Here is a 16954-nt window from a genome sequence, read left to right on the forward strand (position 1 = left end):
GATTTCCCCTCGCCTTAGGATTTGGCTTTCGGCATCTGGGAAACCAGCGACAGGTTGACGTCCATCCCTTCCACCTGGAAGTGCGGAATCGCATACAATTTCACGCGGAAGAAGCCCGGGTTATCCTCAATATCTTCCACCACCACTTTTGCATCACGCAGTGGATGAGAAGCCTGAAGTTCGTCGCCCGGATCGGTCATTTCGGTCACCAGACTGCGGACCCAGGTGTTCAGCTCAAGCTCCAGCAGTCGGCGATCCTTGGTGGTACCGATGTTCTCGCGCTGAATCAGCTTCAGGTAGTGGGCGATACGCGACAGCAGGAAGATGTACGGCAGACGGGCGTTGATGCGGCTGTTGGCCGTTGCATCTGCGGTATCATACAGCGCCGGTTTCTGGGCGGAGTTGGCTGAGAAGAAGCAGGCGTAGTCGCGGTTTTTATAGTAGGACAAAGGAATAAAGCCCAGATTCGCGAACTCGAATTCACGCGTTTCAGGGATCATGACCTCAGACGGGATTTTTACCTGATTGCCGGTACCCAGGTCATACAGATGGATAGGCAGATCCTGAACCGCACCGCCAGCCTGCGGGCCACGGATTTGTACACACCAGCCATTATTGATAAAGCTACGCACCATGTTGGACGCGAAGGCAAACGACGCATTCGTCCACAGGTATTTGTCGTGATCCGGACCTTTGACTTCTTCAACATAGTTGAAGCTGCGAACCGGAACAGTATCCGGGCCATACGGTAAACGTCCCAGTACGCGGGGCATCACCAGACCAATGTAGCGAGCGTCGTCCGTATCGCGGAACGATTTCCACTTGATGTACTCTGCGCGGTCAAAATAGTTACCAATATCTTTAATCGCCGCGACGTCTTCCATGGACTCCTTAAGGAAGAATTTCGGGCCTGCCGAGCCGATAAATGGCATATGTGCAGCCGCAGATACTTTAGAGATGTTGCGCAGCAGAGCGACATCCTGCGCTGAAGCATCGAACTCATAAGCGGAAATCAGCGCCGCAATCGGCTCGCCGCCCGGGGTATCGTATTCATCAATGTAGGCGTGTTTATAGAGACCACTCTGGATAATTTCCGGGCTGTCTTCAAAGTCCTGGCGAAGGTCTTCTTTAGACATGCTCAGAAGCTCAATTTTTACGTTCTGGCGAAAATCCGTTTTATCAACCAGCGACTTCACGCCGCGCCACAGGCTCTCAACCGCCTGAAATTCTTCATGGTGCATAACGGCGTCGAGCTGGCGGCTTATCTGGTAATCGAGCTCAGCGATGTGGTGATCGATCAGGCTTTTATCCAGTTTTTCGACCTTCGAGCCTGCCTTGGTCAGGCATTCCAGAAAGACCTGCATACCTGCGGTGAGACGCTCGTCAGCGGTCGCATCCGACATCGCCTGCGCATCTTGCCAGATATCCAGCGCGCTCAGTTCGGAGACAGGGTTAAGATTGATTTTCTCAAACAGTGAAGCGTATACCCCACCCACAGCAGGGCGTTCCAGCACCACGCTTTCCCCGCCAGCAGTATTATTTTGTACAGACATGAGCATTCCTTGATTAATCCGTTAAAACAGCATGATGGTTAAGGTTTTTTTGAAGCCAGTGCGGATAGTTCATTTCGCAACTCAGCACTAAGTGACTGGTCAAGAACGATTTTCTCCAGCTCTTTTCGGAAAGTCTGGTTATCCAGCAGGTTGGCTTTCAGATCGCGGAGCAAGTTGCGCATTGCCAGCATCGCCTTCAGCTGTGGAATTTGGGCAGCCACCTGCTCTGGCGTGAAATCTTTCATGCTCTGGAAAGTCAGCTGAATGTTGTCCTCGCCACCATCGTCAGACAGCGTATTTTTAACGGCCAGGTTAACTTTTGGGGAATATTCGGAAAGAACGCTGTCAAAATTATTTTTGGTGATGTTAATCTTTTCGCGTTCAGATATTGTCGCAGATTCCTGCCCATTACTGAAATCACCCGCAACAAGCAATTTCAAGGGTAATTCCATTTTCTTGCTTGCTCCGCCAGTATGCAGGTCAAGCTTCAGGTTAATACGTGCCTTAGGCACCTCATTCTGAAAACTGTCAGCCATCTAATCATCCCTCTTTGTTTTGCTATGCCAACTTCACGGTATCGTTCTTGATGCGCAATAATAGAATAATGATCGGAACAAAATCAAATACACAGATCATTAATCCGATACAAGAATTTTCTTAAGAATTTTCCACTAATACATTATCGTAAATAGGCCAACTAAATCAGGAAAAGAAACTGCTCTTTTCGCACAAATCGAATATTTGTATCGCAGAAGGGGTTGTAGCCAGAGAGATGTTTATAAAAACTTCTTGTTTTGATTTGCATCACAGCATTACTTCAAAAAGCGCGAAAGAACGACAATATCTTATTGCGGCACGATTAAACGAAGACAGGAATGGATGAAAGCAGATGGCTATTCCATTGATGGTATGAATAACGCTTAAGAATTTTCACGAAGAAATTTCTTATTTATTATGCGGAGGAATAAATAAAGGCGTAAATGTTTAATTTGGCGCAAATCAACAATACCGTTTTTTTTCTTTACGCCTTCCCTATGAGCGCTAACGCTTTTGCCTTCCGCTCAGGCAGGAAAGGCGCTTTCATGCGACTGCCTATAAAATCTGTAAAATCAATCACCTTCCGAACTGCCGCTTTTTTAATCAAAAACGAGTAATAGCACATATCGTATAACGGTGCTACATTACGCCGCCCGCCCAAATCAGCAGTGGCCAGGCAACGCCGTAAAGTTCGGTAAAGCCTGCAACCATCACCTTGAAGAACGGTCTTATCGGCACGTCGTATCGCAAACTCTGCGCTACCTTTACAGGCTTCACATAGGTTTCACTATTTTGTCTCAATCCAAATTTCAACGCGCGTTTTTACACCCGCGTTACTGGTTTACATGGTTTGGTCTTGGCGTTCTCTGGCTGCTGGTTCAACTTCCGTACCCTGTACTGCGTTTGCTGGGGTCGAAACTGGGCAGCGCTTCGCGCGTCTTCCTGAAACGTCGCGAATCTATTGCGCGGAAAAATATTGAGCTTTGCTTTCCGCAGTACAATGCCGAAGAGCGCGAGAAGCTCATCGCTGAAAACTTTAAGTCTATCGGCATGGCGCTGCTTGAAACCGGCATGGCCTGGTTCTGGTCGGATGAGCGTGTCCGTAAGTGGTTTGATGTAGAAGGACTGGATAACCTGCAACGCGCGCAGATGCAAAAACGCGGCGTGATGGTCGTCGGCGTTCACTTTATGTCGCTGGAACTGGGTGGCCGCGTGATGGGCCTGTGCCAGCCAATGATGGCGACCTATCGACCACACAACAGTGCGCTGATGGAGTGGGTCCAGACGCGTGGCCGCATGCGTTCCAATAAGGCGATGATCAGCCGTAACAATCTGCGCGGTATGGTCGGTGCCCTGAAGAAAGGTGAAGCCGTCTGGTTTGCACCCGATCAGGATTATGGACGTAAAGGCAGCAGCTTTGCGCCTTTCTTTGCGGTTAAAGATGTTGCGACGACTAACGGCACCTTTGTCATATCTCGTTTGTCAGGCGCCTCAATGCTGACCGTAACGATGGTGAGAAAAGCAGATAAATCAGGCTATCGTCTGCACATCTCTCCTGAAATGGCTAACTATCCGGAAAACGAGTGCGAAGCCGCGGCGTTTATCAATAAAGTCATCGAAACTGAAATCATGCGTGCGCCAGAGCAGTATCTGTGGATGCATCGTCGTTTCAAAACCCGCCCTCTTGGCGAAGCCTCGCTCTATATTTAAGCCTTTCATTAAGGTTAGTTTCGCTAAGAAACTAACCTTTTCAATCACCTGTCATCCCGTTGAGAAATCGTCTTTCATTGCGTCGCCCAAAGTGAATTTATTGCGATGCGAAATCAAACTGTCGCCGTTCCACGACACTCGTAAGTAACGGAAATTATTTAAAAAAATCCCTCTTGTCACCCCTCATTTTTAGGCGTACATTAGCGCCGTCTGGCAACAGGAAAGCACAGAATTCTGAGCTGGAGTGAGCGGCGTAACGGGAAAATTCTCATTTCCGTTTTGACCGGATTTCAGTTCTCTATAATCAGGTGGACTCTGTTTTTAAATGCGTACCACAAGATACGCGGAGCGATGAAACGTGAAATATTTCTTTATGGGCATTTCGGTGATTGTTTTAGTCTGGGCCGGAACCTTTGCCCTGATGATCTAGTGAAGAACATGCAGTCAAAAAAACAGGAGCCATCGGCTCCTGTTTTTTTATGTCATGTCGACGCGGGATGTTCAGACACGCTCTTCGACGAAAGAAGGCCGTCGGCCCGGAACATACTCTTGATGCCCCTCACCGCCTGACGAATGCGATCGCTGTTTTCAATCAGGGCAAATCGCACATGGGTGTCGCCATAATCACCAAAGCCAATGCCCGGTGATACGCACACCTTCGCATCCTGCAGCAGTTTTTTGGCAAACTCCAGCGATCCCATCGCCGCGTACGGCTCCGGAATTTTTGCCCAGACGTACATAGACGCCTTCGGCATTTCCACCATCCAGCCCGCTTCATGCAAGCCCTTTACCAACACGTCACGGCGGCGCTTATACTGGGCGGCAATCTCGTGAACGCACTGTTGGTCGCCTTCCAGGGCAGCAATAGCCGCGACCTGTAGCGGCGTGAAGGTACCATAGTCGTGGTAACTCTTAATGCGCGCCAGTGCGCTCACCAGCGTTTTGTTACCCACCATAAAGCCAATGCGCCAGCCTGCCATGTTGTAGCTTTTTGACAGCGTAAAGAACTCGACCGCCACGTCACGCGCGCCCGGAACCTGCATGATGGAAGGCGCTTTCCAGCCGTCATAGACGATGTCAGCGTAGGCTAAATCATGAACCACCAGCACGTCATACCGCTTGGCCAGGGCGACGACTTTCTCGAAGAAATCGAGCTCCACACACTGGGCGGTTGGGTTTGACGGGAAACCGAGGATCATCATCTTCGGTTTCGGATAACTTTCGCGAATCGCACGCTCAAGTTCGTTAAAGAAATCGACACCTTCCACCAGCGGAACGGAACGGACCTGCGCCCCGGCAATCACCGCGCCGTAGATGTGGATCGGGTAGCTTGGATTAGGCACCAGCACCGTATCGCCATGATCCAGCGTGGCCAACATCAGGTGAGCGAGCCCCTCTTTCGAGCCGATGGTGACAATCGCTTCACTTTCCGGATCGATATCAACCTGATAGCGATCCTGATACCAACGCGAGATCGCGCGACGTAATCTGGGAATACCGCGAGAGGTCGAGTAGCCGTGCGTATCCGGACGCTGGGCAACCGTGCAGAGCTTTTCAACGATATGCGGCGGCGTTGGGCCGTCAGGGTTACCCATGCTGAAATCAATAATATCTTCGCCGCGCCGACGCGCAGCCATTTTCAGTTCAGCAGTGATATTGAAAACATAAGGGGGGAGACGATCGATACGCGTAAAACGGCGTTCAGGACTGAATTCAGCCATAGATTCCTCAGATTAACGTTAGCGCCCGGACCGTCCGAGCGACGCTGCCACCGATGTGGCATGCTTAGAAAATAACCTGAAAAAAATCATGCTGTCGAGAGGGAAATGAAAAAAAAGCGATCGCCTGAAAACCGGAACCCGGCAGTGCCAAAAAGCGGAAGCCCCTGTTTCAGGGTTGGCTTTCTGATAGCCGTTATTTAACAGGATGATATCAAAACAGTTACCTGACGATACGCTGGCTATAAAAAATCTGGCCGTGTCCGTGACCGCCGGACAATCCCCTTTAAGAATTATGGTTTTTCCTCATTTGATAAACCTGACGGATAGCTGGTCAATACGCGTCAGGTTTTTTATCATGGTTCTTTCCCGTTTTCCCAGGTCTACTCGTGCACGAAATATTCACTATGCTGCTGGCGGTTTTTGACCGTGCGGCATTAATGCTGATTTGCCTGTTCTTCCTCATCCGCATTCGCCTGTTTCGCGAGCTGTTGCACAAATCCGCCCACTCGCCAAAAGAGCTGCTGGCCGTTACCGCCATCTTTTCGCTGTTCGCCCTGTTCAGCACCTGGTCAGGCGTGCCAGTAGAGGGCTCGCTGGTTAACGTGCGCATTATCGCCGTGATGTCCGGCGGAATTTTGTTTGGCCCGTGGGTGGGCGTTATCACCGGCGTGATTGCCGGAACCCATCGCTACCTGATTGATATCGGCGGCGTCACGGCGGTGCCCTGTTTTATTACCAGCATTATCGCCGGGGTGCTCTCCGGCTGGATCAGCCGCAAAATCCCGAAAAAACAGCGCTGGCGCGCCGGGATCGTCGCAGGCATGGTATGCGAAACGCTGACCATGATCCTGGTCGTCGTCTGGGCCCCGACCACCGCGCTGGGGCTGGATATTGTCTCGAAAATCGGGATTCCGATGATCCTGGGCAGCGTGTGCATCGGTTTTATCGTGCTTCTGGTGCAAAGCGTTGAAGGGGAAAAAGAGGCCAGCGCCGCCCGTCAGGCCAAGCTGGCACTGGATATCGCCAACAAAACGCTGCCGCTTTTTCGCCACGTTAACGCGGAGTCGTTGCGTCAGGTCTGCGAGATTATCCGCCACGACATCCACGCAGACGCCGTCGCCATCACCAACATTGACCACGTGCTGGCCTACGTTGGCGTCGGGGAACACAACTATCGCGACAACGATGACACCATCAGCCCAACCACCAGACAGGCGATCAACTACGGTAAAATCATCATTAAAAACAATGACGAAGCCCACCGAACGCCGGAAATCCACTCGATGCTGGTGATCCCGCTGTGGGAGAAAGGCGTCGTGACGGGCACCCTGAAAATTTATTACTGTCACGCGCATCAGATCACCTCCTCGCTCCAGGAGATGGCGATTGGCCTGTCGCAGATTATTTCCACCCAGCTGGAAGTCTCCCGTGCAGAACAGCTGCGTGAGATGGCAAATAAGGCAGAGCTGCGCGCGCTGCAGAGCAAAATCAATCCCCATTTCCTGTTTAACGCGCTGAACGCGATCTCCTCGTCCATACGTCTTAATCCGGACACCGCGCGACAGCTGATTTTTAACCTGTCCCGCTATCTGCGCTACAACATCGAGTTGAAAGATGACGAGCAGATCGACATCAAAAAAGAGCTGTATCAGATCAAAGACTACATCGCGATTGAGCAGGCGCGCTTTGGCGACAAGCTCACGGTCATTTACGATATTGATGAAGAGGTCAACTGCGTGATCCCGAGCCTGCTTATCCAGCCGCTGGTCGAAAACGCGATTGTTCACGGCATTCAACCCTGTAAAGGCAAAGGCGTCGTCACCATCAGCGTCACCGAAAGCGGCAACCGCGTGCGTATTGCGGTGCGCGATACCGGACACGGCATTGATCCAAAAGTTATTGAGCGCGTGGAGTCTAACGAGATGCCCGGAAATAAAATCGGCCTGCTGAACGTGCATCACCGAGTCAAGCTGCTTTACGGTGATGGGCTACACATTCAGCGTCTTGAACCGGGCACCGAAATTGCCTTTTACGTCCCGAACGAGCGCACTCCCGTTCATTCAACAACATCACTGTTGCCCCAGGTGGAGTAACCCATGAAAGTCATCATCGTAGAAGATGAAATCCTGGCTCAACAGGAGCTAACCTGGCTTATCAACACCCACAGCCAGATGGAGATTGTGGGCACCTTTGATGACGGTCTGGACGTGCTGAAGTTTTTGCAGCATAACCGGGTCGACGCTATCTTCCTGGATATCAACATTCCGTCGCTGGATGGCGTATTGCTGGCGCAAAACATCAATCAGTTTGCCCATAAGCCGTTTATTGTGTTCGTTACCGCATGGAAAGAGCACGCGGTAGAGGCCTTCGAGCTGGAAGCGTTTGACTATATCCTTAAGCCTTACCAGGAGTCGCGGATTGTCAGCATGCTGCAAAAGCTGGAGGCCGCATGGCAGCAGCAGACCGCCCCTGCAAGCGCCAGCCCAACGGTACGGGAAAACGACACCATTAATCTGGTCAAAGATGAGCGCATCATCGTGACGCCGGTCAATGATATCTACTATGCCGAAGCCCATGAAAAGATGACGTTTGTTTATACGCGGCGGGAATCTTACGTGATGGCGATGAACATCACCGAGTTTTGCAGCAAGCTGCCTGCGTCGCACTTTTTCCGCTGCCACCGCTCGTTCTGCGTGAATTTAAACAAGATCCGCGAGATCGAACCGTGGTTTAACAACACCTATATCTTGCGCCTGAAGGATCTGGATTTTCAGGTGCCGGTGAGCCGCAGCAAGGTGAAAGAGTTCCGCCAGCTTATGCACCTGTAACGAAAAAGCCCTCTCCCGTGGGAGAGGGCCAGGCATCAGAGAATCTGACCGAGAACCTGACGCAGGTGGGCACCCGACCCCAGCAGGCCTGGGTTATCATGCACGATCAGATAAACCGGAATGTCCTGCACGTAGCTTCTGAAGCGCCCTTTATCCTCAAACCCGCCGCGGAAGCCAGAGGCTTTAAAGAAGTCGAGGAAGCGCGGCACAATGCCGCCCGCGATATAAACGCCCCCGAAGGTACCCAGCGTCAGCGCCAGGTTGCCGCCGAAGCGTCCCATAATCACGCAGAACAGCGACAGGGCTCGACGGCAGTCAATGCAGCTGTCCGCCAGCGCGCGTTCGGTAACGTCTTTCGGCTGCAGGTTTTCCGGCAGACGACCGTCCGACTTCACAATCGCCCGGTACAGGTTCACCAGCCCCGGCCCTGACAGCACGCGTTCGGCGGAGACGTGGCCGATCTCCGCGCGTAATTCTTCGAGGATAATGCCCTCTTCTTCGCTGTTTGGCGCAAAGTCAACGTGACCGCCTTCACCCGGCAGGCTCACCCAGCGCTGAGCAACATGCACCAGATGTGAAACGCCCAGACCGGTACCGGCCCCGTAAACCGCAATCGGCTTACCTTCGACCGGCTCAGCGCCACCGAACTGGATCAGATGCTCAGACTTCAGCATCGGGATCGCCATGGACACCGCGGTGAAGTCATTGATGATTTCAAGATGCGCAAAGCCGAGGTTTTTTTTCATCTCGGCGATGGAGAATGCCCAGGTATGGTTGGTCATGGCGACCCAGTCGCCGGTTATCGGACAGGCAATGGCGATGCAGCCATCTTCGACGCCTACCTGATGCTCGTCCAGATAGACGCGAACAACAGCCTCAAGACTTGGATAATCCAGCCCGGAATAGGTTTTCGCCCGGGAAATTTCACCGCTACTTATATCGCATAATGCGAGGCGCGCGTTCGTGCCGCCCACATCACCTACCAAAGCATACTTTGTCATTCTTCTACTGCTCCGCTAAAGTCAGAATAAATCTTTGGGACACTGTAAATTCAAGGCGTGATAACAACAACGACCGGAAGGTGAATGCCCATGGATTATCGATCTTCGTCACAGAATAACTTTACCGTTTCAGCACCTTTTGCACTATTGCCATAAGGCTTAATGTGCAAAGTAACGTCATACCGTTTTATACAAGGAAATCATCATGCTCCACCCGCGAGCCAGAACCATGCTGTTGCTGGCCATTCCGGCGCTCATCATTGGCGTGGTTTCAAGTCTGGTGCTCATCGTCGTGATGAAAGTCGCGTCGGTGCTGCAAACACTATTATGGAACGCGCTTCCTGCAGGACTGGGCGTCACCGCTGACTCTCCTGCCTGGATCGTTGGGATGCTGACGTTAACCGGTATTGCGGTGGGCCTGGTGATCCGTTTCAGTCCCGGCCATGCTGGACCAGACCCGGCGCAGGAACCGCTGATTGGTGCCCCGGTTTCCCCTTCGGCACTGCCGGGGCTGATTATTGCGTTGATTCTCGGTCTGGCCGGCGGCGTTAGCCTGGGGCCAGAGCATCCGATTATGGCCGTGAATATTGGCCTGGCGGTTTTTCTCGGTTCACGCATTTTGCCCCGCGTCGGCGCGCTGGACTGGACCATTCTCGCCTCAGCAGGCACCATCGGGGCGCTTTTCGGCACGCCCGTGGCGGCAGCACTGATCTTTTCGCAGACGCTCAGTAGTAATAACGATGTCCCGCTCTGGGATAAACTGTTTGCTCCGCTGATGGCCGCCGCTGCCGGGGCGTTGACCACCAGCCTGTTTTTCCATCCCCATTTTTCACTCTCCCTGCCCCACTACGGCCAGATGCAAATCGCCGATATCTTCAGCGGCGCCATCGTCGTCGCCATCGCCATTGCGCTGGGCATGGTGGCAGTATGGTGTCTTCCACGTCTGCACCGGCTGATGCATCGACTCAAACACCCGGTGTTAATTCTGGGAGCTGGCGGTTTGATCCTCGGTATTTTAGGCGCAATCGGCGGGCCGGTTACGCTGTTTAAAGGGCTGGACGAGATGCAGCAGCTGGCTTTCAGCCAGATATTTAGCGTCTCCGACTATCTGCTGTTTGCCGTGATCAAGCTGGCAGCGCTGGTGGTAGCGGCCGCCTGCGGTTTCCGTGGTGGACGTATCTTCCCGGCGGTCTTTGTCGGCGTCGCGCTGGGGCTGATGCTGCACGAGCATGTCGATGCGGTCCCGGCGGCGATTACCGTCTCTTGTTCTATTCTGGGGTTGGTTCTGGTGGTCACGCGCGACGCGTGGCTAAGCCTGTTTATGGCGGCGGTCGTCGTACCGGATTCGACGCTTTTCCCTCTGCTTTGTATCGTGATGTTGCCCGCCTGGCTCCTGCTGGCGGGCAAACCGATGATGATGGCCTGGCGAAACGACAAATAATCAGGCGCTATTGCGCGCTTCCAGCGCTTTGGTGATCGCCCCCAGCAGCGGTGGGATATCGGCTTTCGGCAGCATCACCTCAATCAGCGAGAGCCGCTCGTGATGCGCCACTTTTTCAAGGACGTCCGCCAATTGCTCCGCTTCACTGACCCGCCAGCACTGGGCCTGAGGATCAAGGCTCAGTGCCTGCGGGATTTGCGTCCAGTTCCATAGCGCAATGTCGTTATACCGCTGCTCAGGCCCATGGATCGCTCTTTCCACCGTATACCCTTCGTTGTTAAGGACCAGAATGATGGGGTGTTGTTTATCCCGCAGCATCGAGCCGAGCTCCTGGATGGTGAGCTGCGCCGCGCCATCCCCCGTCAGAACAATCACGCGCCGGTTCGGGCAGGCCGTTTGTGCGCCAAATGCCGCCGCCAGCGTATAGCCAATCGATCCCCACAGCGGCTGGACGATAAAATTCACATCAGCCGGCAGACGAAGGTCGATCGCGCCGAAGGCCGAGGTGCCCTGATCCGCAAGAATGATGTCTCCCGGACGAATAAACGTCTGCAGCGTTTGCCAGAAATTCGCCTGCGTCAGCGAGCCATCCGGCTGCGGGTAGGCCATCGCGCTTTGAGAGGACGGCACGGGCGTCTCGTGCACGTGCTGTTTGCACAGCTCCACCAGCGTTTCGATTGCCTGAAGCATGGGGATGCCGGTAAACCAGATATCACCAACGCGTGAGGCATGAGGCTGAACTTCTATCGTCTGCGCCGGGGTGAGCTGATGCGTGAAGCCGGCGGTCAGGGTATCGGTAAATCGCGTGCCGATGCACAGTACGGTATCCGCCCCTTCAATCGCCTCTTTTACCGCGCCAGCGCTCGCCGAACCGCTGTAGGTGCCGTAAAAACCAGCGTGACGCTCGTCGAATATCCCTTTGCCCATCAGCATGGTGGCGTGTGCCATCGGCACGTCTTTGACCCATTTCTGTAGCGCATGCTTCAGGCCATGGCGCAGGACAAGGAAATCGGCCAGCAGTGCAGTACGCTTGCTCCTGGCAAGCCTGTTTTCTGCAGCATCCCGGAATGCTTTCAGGCAGGCGCTATCGGCATGCGTATGCCGGAGCGTGAGAGCGTTTACAGGAGGGGTGGCGGCTTTTTTTGCCACGTCGGCAGGCAGCATCAGATAGCCGGGGCGACGCTCCCGGAGCATGGTCGTTAACACCCGGTCGATTTCATAACAGGCGTTTTGTTCGGTCAGGATCGCCTGCGCAGCGGTGATCGGCTCGCTCATATGATAAAAGTGACGAAACTCACCGTCGCCCAGCGTATGGTGCAGCAGCTCCCCTCTTTGCTGTGATGCCATCCCCGGCGCACCCACAATATGCAAGACCGGAACGTGCTCGGCGTAGCTGCCCGCAATGCCGTTCATGGCGCTTAACTCTCCTACGCCAAATGTCGTCAGCAGCGCGGCGAAGCCCTTACATCGTGCATATCCGTCAGCGGCGTAAGAGGCGTTTAATTCGTTGGCACAGCCCACCCAACAGATATCCGGGCTGTCTATTACATGGTCGAGAAACTGCAGGTTATAGTCGCCCGGCACGCCAAACAGATGATCGGCTCCACAATCTGTAAGACGGTCCAGCAGGTAATCGGCGACGCAGTATGGGGTACGCATAAACAGGTATCCTTCTAATGTTTTGACCTCACCTTGAGTATTAAATAAGCGTGATGGGTGTCCAGAATTGGCGATAAGAAGGACATGGAAAGAATGCTTTACAAAAAAGGCTGCGCTATGCTGCTTTTTTTCACGTAAATGTAAACGCATACACTGATTTTTCACTTCAGCGCCAGAGGTTACGAAAATGGGTTATCAGCCGGACAAAAATCGTTACGGGACAATGGAGTATCGCCGCTGCGGACGAAGCGGGCTCAGGTTGCCCGCCATCTCGCTTGGGCTGTGGCATAACTTTGGTGACGCCACCCTTATCGAAAACAGCCGTCAACTTTTACAGCGTGCGTTCGATCTGGGCATTACGCATTTCGACCTTGCCAACAACTATGGCCCGCCTCCCGGATCCGCGGAACGTAATTTCGGCCGTATTTTGCAGGAGGATTTCCTGCCCTGGCGCGACGAGCTGATCGTCTCCACCAAAGCGGGTTATACCATGTGGGAGGGTCCGTACGGCGACTGGGGATCGCGCAAATATCTGCTGGCAAGCCTCGATCAAAGCCTGAAGCGCATGGGGCTGGAGTATGTGGATATCTTCTATCATCACCGGCCAGATCCGGAAACGCCGCTACAGGAAACCATGAAAGCGCTTGACCATGTGGTGCGTCAGGGGAAGGCTCTGTATGTCGGATTATCCAACTACCCGGCGGTTCTGGCTCGCCAGGCGATTGATATCCTTAATGACCTCGGGACACCCTGCCTGATCCACCAGCCGAAATACTCCCTCTTTGAACGTGCGCCGGAAGCGGGACTGCTGGACGTGTTGCAGGAAAAAGGGGTCGGCTGTATTCCCTTCTCGCCGCTGGCTGGCGGGCAACTGACCAATCGCTATCTGAACGGCATTCCTGCAGACTCACGCGCGGCAAGCGGCAGTCAGTTCCTTAAACCCGATCAGCTCACCGAAGAGAAACTGGAAAAAGTCAGGAAGCTGAATGCCCTGGCAGAAAGTCGCGGCCAGAAGCTGTCCCAGATGGCGCTGGCCTGGGTATTACGCCATGAGGCAGTGACGTCGGTGCTGATTGGGGCAAGTAAAACGGCTCAGATTGATGACGCTGTGGGGATGCTGGCAAACCGCCATTTCACAGAGGAAGAGCTGGCCCGCATAGACGCGATCCTCAGCAGCTCAAAATAACACCGCTTTTAGCAAAAAGTGCTCTCACCCAGGAATTCGGAGTTGAGGCGATGATACGAAGGTTTACCAACTCGTAAAATTGCGTTAACAGGCCCTACAAAGGCCCCGATCGTGAAGGAGAAAGAGTATGTTCAGGTCACTGATTCTTGCAGCGGTATTACTGGCTTCGGCGCCGCTGATCGCCACTGCGGGCGAAATCACCCTGTTGCCATCAGTAAAATTACAAATTGGCGATCGTGACGACTACGGCAGATACTGGGACGGCGGCTACTGGCGCGACCGTGATTACTGGCATCGTCACTATGAGTGGCGCGGCGATCGCTGGTGGAAACATGATAACGGCAGACACCGCGGCTGGTATAAAGACAGCGCCTATGAGCGCGGTTACCGTGAAGGCTGGCGGGATCGTGACGACCGTCGCGGCGGCTGGGGTCGCGGCAAAGGTCACGGACATGGCCACCACGGCCACGACTAACAGCAAAAAGGAGCCTCATGGCTCCTTTTTCTTTTACAGCCCCAACGCTGTGCCAATCAGCAACCACAGGTTCAGCGCCACCACCACCACCACGATGGCCCACCCGGTCCGTTTCACCAGCGTCGAGTTGACCAGCTCACCCATCAGGGTTTTATCGCTGGTAAAGATCAGCAGCGGGACCAGCGCCAGCGCAATACCAAAGCTCAGCAGCACCTGGCTCATGACCAGAATTCGCGTGGGGTCGAGCCCCATCAAAATCACCACAAATGACGGCAGCATGGTGACGGAGCGGCGCACCCACAGCGGAATATGGAACCGGACAAACCCCTGCATCACCACCTGGCCTGCCAGCGTACCCACCACTGTAGAAGAGAGACCAGCAGCCACCAGGCTAAGGCCAAATATCGTGGCGGCAGCATGGCTCAGCAGCGGCTCCAGCGTGAGATACGCCTGGTCGAGATCGGCAATACCGGTATGACCGTTAAAGTGGAAAGCGGCGGCTGCCGTTGCCATCATCGCCAGATTGACAAACCCCGCGATGGTCATGGCGATCGCGACGTCCCACTTGGTGGCGGAGTAACGCTCTTTACGCGTCCCACCGTGGAGATGCTGCGTCAGCGAGGAGTGCAGATAAATCACGTGCGGCATGATGGTCGCTCCCAGCACGCCGGCGGCCAGGAACACCGCTTCCGAGGTTGGCAGGCTTGGGATCGCCATCCCTTTAGCGAGCTGCGCCAGATTCGGCTGTGAGAAAATCAGTTCGACAATATAGGCCGCCGCCACAAACAGCAGCAGACCGCCAATGACCTTCTCCAGCGGCTTTTGACCCCGACGCTGTAGCATCAGGATCAGGAACGTGGCAATCCCGGTCAGTACCGCCCCCTGCAACAGCGACACGCCCAGAATCAGCTTAAAGCCGATTGCTGCGCCGATAAATTCAGCGAGGTCAGTAGCCATGGCGATGATTTCAGCCTGAACCCAGTAGAGCCAGACGGCGGGACGCGGATAATGGTCGCGGATTTGCTCCGCCAGGTTTTTACCCGTCGCAATCCCCAGCTTTGCGGAGAGCATCTGAATCAGCATCGCCATGAGGTTAGCCCAGACGACCACCCAGAGCAGCTTATAGCCGAAGCTGGCCCCGGCCTGAATATTGGTCGCAAAGTTACCTGGATCGATATAACCAATGGCAGCGATGAACGCAGGTCCCATTAATGCGAACCGCAACTTGCGCGCTGCTCTGCCACTGCTACCCTCTACGCGACTGTTTGTCATTTCTGCCTCTGAAATATAGCCTTTGCTATGTTTAATGCTATCAAAATGAGAATGATTATCAAGATCATTTATAAAGTTTGCAGTGATTTCTCTGATAGCTTTGAACGATAGATGGGCGGGTAAGCTGGGCGATCTAACAGAAACTCAAATCGCGGACTCTTTTGTGAAGACTAGCACACAAACTTAACTTTTCACTCATTTACCTAACATAACAAAAATGTATTGTGGATCACTATTTTTGAGACTCGTCACAGGATGTAACTATAGTGTGTCCTCGATCTCGTTTTCTTTTCTCTTGTTACATAGAATGTGCACGAAAATTAAACCTGCCTCATATTTGGAGCAAATATGGACCGCGTCCTTCATTTTGTCCTGGCACTTGTTGTCGTTACTGCACTCGCATTGCTGGTCAGCACAGACCGCAAAAAAATTCGTATTCGTTATGTTGTCCAACTGCTGGTCATTGAAGTTTTACTTGCGTGGTTCTTCCTGAACTCCAACGTAGGCCTCGGCTTCGTGAAAGGCTTCTCCGAAATGTTCGAAAAACTGCTCGGATTTGCCAACGAAGGGACCAACTTTGTCTTCGGTAAAATGAACGACGAAGGCCTGGCGTTCTTCTTCCTAAAGGTTCTCTGCCCTATCGTCTTCATCTCCGCGCTGATCGGTATTCTGCAGCACATCCGCGTTCTGCCGTTCGTGATCCGTGGAATTGGCTTCCTGTTATCCAAAGTGAACGGCATGGGTAAGCTGGAATCTTTCAACGCCGTCAGTTCCCTGATCCTCGGTCAGTCTGAGAACTTCATCGCGTATAAAGATATTCTCGGCAAGATGTCCCGCAACCGCATGTACACCATGGCGGCAACCGCAATGTCTACCGTTTCCATGTCTATCGTGGGCGCGTATATGACCATGCTGGAACCAAAATACGTGGTGGCTGCGCTGGTTCTGAACATGTTCAGCACCTTTATCGTTCTGTCGCTGATCAACCCGTACCGCGTTGACGCCAGTGAAGAGAATATCCAGATGTCAAACCTGCACGAAGGCCAGAGCTTCTTCGAAATGCTGGGTGAATACATCCTGGCGGGTTTCAAAGTCGCGATCATCGTTGCCGCCATGCTGATCGGTTTCATTGCGCTGATTTCTGGCCTGAACGCCCTGTTCGCCGCGGTGCTGGGTATCTCCTTCCAGGGCATTCTGGGCTACATCTTCTACCCGGTTGCATGGGTGATGGGTGTTCCGGCTCACGAAGCGCTGCAGGTGGGCAGTATCATGGCAACCAAGCTGGTTTCTAACGAATTCGTTGCGATGATGGATCTGCAGAAAATTGCCAGCACGCTTTCTCCGCGCGCGGAAGGCATCCTCTCCGTGTTCCTGGTCTCTTTCGCGAACTTCTCGTCCATCGGGATTATCGCGGGTGCGATTAAAGGCCTGAACGAAGAGCAGGGTAACGTGGTTTCTCGCTTTGGCCTGAAGCTGGTTTATGGCTCTACGCTGGTGAGCGTCCTGTCCGCGTCCATTGCGGCACTGGTTCTGTAACGTTTATCGCTAAAGAAAAACCGGGAGCCTGGCTC

15 protein-coding genes are annotated in these 16954 nt (G+C 53.5%); 8 read left to right on the forward strand and 7 right to left on the reverse strand.

Annotated elements, in window-relative coordinates; genetic code table 11:
- Positions 1 to 14: 14 nt before the first annotated feature.
- From tssC to BFG58_RS24080, 3 genes are all read right to left on the reverse strand, one after another.
- Positions 15 to 1559: a type VI secretion system contractile sheath large subunit gene (gene tssC, locus BFG58_RS09545; RefSeq protein ID WP_045909385.1), complete on the reverse strand. Its 1545-nt coding sequence runs from the start codon at positions 1557 to 1559 to the stop codon at positions 15 to 17.
- Between the two features lie 32 nt (positions 1560 to 1591).
- Positions 1592 to 2089 carry a type VI secretion system contractile sheath small subunit gene (tssB, locus tag BFG58_RS09550; protein ID WP_045909386.1) on the reverse strand — a complete coding sequence of 166 codons (498 nt, stop codon included), beginning with the start codon at positions 2087 to 2089 and terminating at the stop codon, positions 1592 to 1594.
- A 640-nt stretch (positions 2090 to 2729) separates the two neighbouring features.
- The gene (locus tag BFG58_RS24080; protein ID WP_159427010.1) at positions 2730 to 2867 is read right to left on the reverse strand and encodes a hypothetical protein; all 138 of its coding nucleotides are present in this window, start codon (positions 2865 to 2867) and stop codon (positions 2730 to 2732) included.
- A 12-nt stretch (positions 2868 to 2879) separates the two neighbouring features.
- On the opposite strand from BFG58_RS24080, the gene lpxP reads away from it, so the two are divergent.
- Both lpxP and ypdK read left to right on the forward strand, forming a co-directional pair.
- Positions 2880 to 3800: a kdo(2)-lipid IV(A) palmitoleoyltransferase gene (gene lpxP, locus BFG58_RS09555; protein ID WP_139125304.1), complete on the forward strand. Its 921-nt coding sequence runs from the start codon at positions 2880 to 2882 to the stop codon at positions 3798 to 3800.
- Positions 3801 to 4158: 358 nt separating this feature from the next.
- The gene (gene ypdK, locus BFG58_RS23810) at positions 4159 to 4230 is read left to right on the forward strand and encodes a membrane protein YpdK (RefSeq protein WP_099458937.1); all 72 of its coding nucleotides are present in this window, start codon (positions 4159 to 4161) and stop codon (positions 4228 to 4230) included.
- A 52-nt stretch (positions 4231 to 4282) separates the two neighbouring features.
- Here ypdK and alaC read toward each other — a convergent pair whose 3' ends face one another.
- Positions 4283 to 5521, reverse strand: a complete 1239-nt coding sequence (gene alaC / locus BFG58_RS09560; RefSeq protein ID WP_048029637.1) for an alanine transaminase — start codon at positions 5519 to 5521, stop codon at positions 4283 to 4285.
- Positions 5522 to 5907: 386 nt separating this feature from the next.
- Here alaC and BFG58_RS09565 point away from each other — a divergent pair, with 386 nt between their 5' ends.
- Positions 5908 to 7614 (forward strand): sensor histidine kinase, encoded by a 1707-nt coding sequence (locus BFG58_RS09565; RefSeq protein WP_045909389.1) that lies wholly within the window; start codon positions 5908 to 5910, stop codon positions 7612 to 7614.
- A 3-nt stretch (positions 7615 to 7617) separates the two neighbouring features.
- A complete protein-coding gene (locus BFG58_RS09570; protein WP_023294232.1) occupies positions 7618 to 8349 on the forward strand; it encodes a LytTR family DNA-binding domain-containing protein in 732 nt (243 codons plus the stop codon).
- Positions 8350 to 8384: 35 nt separating this feature from the next.
- Here BFG58_RS09570 and glk read toward each other — a convergent pair whose 3' ends face one another.
- Complete coding sequence (gene glk, locus BFG58_RS09575) at positions 8385 to 9350, reverse strand: glucokinase (RefSeq protein WP_069719723.1); 966 nt, start codon at positions 9348 to 9350, stop codon at positions 8385 to 8387.
- Between the two features lie 205 nt (positions 9351 to 9555).
- Here glk and BFG58_RS09580 point away from each other — a divergent pair, with 205 nt between their 5' ends.
- Positions 9556 to 10791, forward strand: a complete 1236-nt coding sequence (locus tag BFG58_RS09580; protein WP_045909392.1) for an ion channel protein — start codon at positions 9556 to 9558, stop codon at positions 10789 to 10791.
- On the opposite strand, the gene ipdC is transcribed toward BFG58_RS09580, so the two are convergent.
- Positions 10792 to 12450 carry an indolepyruvate decarboxylase gene (gene ipdC, locus BFG58_RS09585; protein ID WP_069719724.1) on the reverse strand — a complete coding sequence of 553 codons (1659 nt, stop codon included), beginning with the start codon at positions 12448 to 12450 and terminating at the stop codon, positions 10792 to 10794.
- 187 nt (positions 12451 to 12637) lie between these two features.
- Between ipdC and mgrA the strand changes: the two genes are divergently transcribed.
- Positions 12638 to 13636 carry an L-glyceraldehyde 3-phosphate reductase gene (gene mgrA, locus BFG58_RS09590; RefSeq protein WP_069719725.1) on the forward strand — a complete coding sequence of 333 codons (999 nt, stop codon included), beginning with the start codon at positions 12638 to 12640 and terminating at the stop codon, positions 13634 to 13636.
- A 127-nt stretch (positions 13637 to 13763) separates the two neighbouring features.
- Positions 13764 to 14111: a DUF2502 domain-containing protein gene (locus BFG58_RS09595; protein ID WP_045909395.1), complete on the forward strand. Its 348-nt coding sequence runs from the start codon at positions 13764 to 13766 to the stop codon at positions 14109 to 14111.
- A 33-nt stretch (positions 14112 to 14144) separates the two neighbouring features.
- Here BFG58_RS09595 and BFG58_RS09600 read toward each other — a convergent pair whose 3' ends face one another.
- Positions 14145 to 15383, reverse strand: a complete 1239-nt coding sequence (locus BFG58_RS09600) for an Nramp family divalent metal transporter (RefSeq protein ID WP_048029632.1) — start codon at positions 15381 to 15383, stop codon at positions 14145 to 14147.
- 348 nt (positions 15384 to 15731) lie between these two features.
- On the opposite strand from BFG58_RS09600, the gene BFG58_RS09605 reads away from it, so the two are divergent.
- A complete protein-coding gene (locus tag BFG58_RS09605) occupies positions 15732 to 16919 on the forward strand; it encodes a NupC/NupG family nucleoside CNT transporter (protein ID WP_045909397.1) in 1188 nt (395 codons plus the stop codon).
- The last annotated feature ends 35 nt before the right edge of the window (positions 16920 to 16954 follow it).

It is taken from the genome of Enterobacter sp. ku-bf2 (genome assembly GCF_001742765.1).
GTDB classification, from domain to species: Bacteria; Pseudomonadota; Gammaproteobacteria; order Enterobacterales; family Enterobacteriaceae; genus Enterobacter; species Enterobacter quasiroggenkampii.

Bases quoted from the DNA above. Each gene is read 5' to 3' on its own strand.
- tssC (WP_045909385.1), bottom strand. From the start codon at position 1,559: ATGCTCATGTCTGTACAAAATAATACTGCTGGCGGGGAAAGCGTGGTG.
- tssB (WP_045909386.1), bottom strand. From the start codon at position 2,089: ATGGCTGACAGTTTTCAGAATGAGGTGCCTAAGGCACGTATTAACCTG.
- alaC (WP_048029637.1), bottom strand. From the start codon at position 5,521: ATGGCTGAATTCAGTCCTGAACGCCGTTTTACGCGTATCGATCGTCTC.
- BFG58_RS09570 (WP_023294232.1), top strand. From the start codon at position 7,618: ATGAAAGTCATCATCGTAGAAGATGAAATCCTGGCTCAACAGGAGCTA.
- glk (WP_069719723.1), bottom strand. From the start codon at position 9,350: ATGACAAAGTATGCTTTGGTAGGTGATGTGGGCGGCACGAACGCGCGC.
- BFG58_RS09580 (WP_045909392.1), top strand. From the start codon at position 9,556: ATGCTCCACCCGCGAGCCAGAACCATGCTGTTGCTGGCCATTCCGGCG.
- ipdC (WP_069719724.1), bottom strand. From the start codon at position 12,450: ATGCGTACCCCATACTGCGTCGCCGATTACCTGCTGGACCGTCTTACA.
- mgrA (WP_069719725.1), top strand. From the start codon at position 12,638: ATGGGTTATCAGCCGGACAAAAATCGTTACGGGACAATGGAGTATCGC.
- BFG58_RS09595 (WP_045909395.1), top strand. From the start codon at position 13,764: ATGTTCAGGTCACTGATTCTTGCAGCGGTATTACTGGCTTCGGCGCCG.
- BFG58_RS09600 (WP_048029632.1), bottom strand. From the start codon at position 15,383: ATGACAAACAGTCGCGTAGAGGGTAGCAGTGGCAGAGCAGCGCGCAAG.
- BFG58_RS09605 (WP_045909397.1), top strand. From the start codon at position 15,732: ATGGACCGCGTCCTTCATTTTGTCCTGGCACTTGTTGTCGTTACTGCA.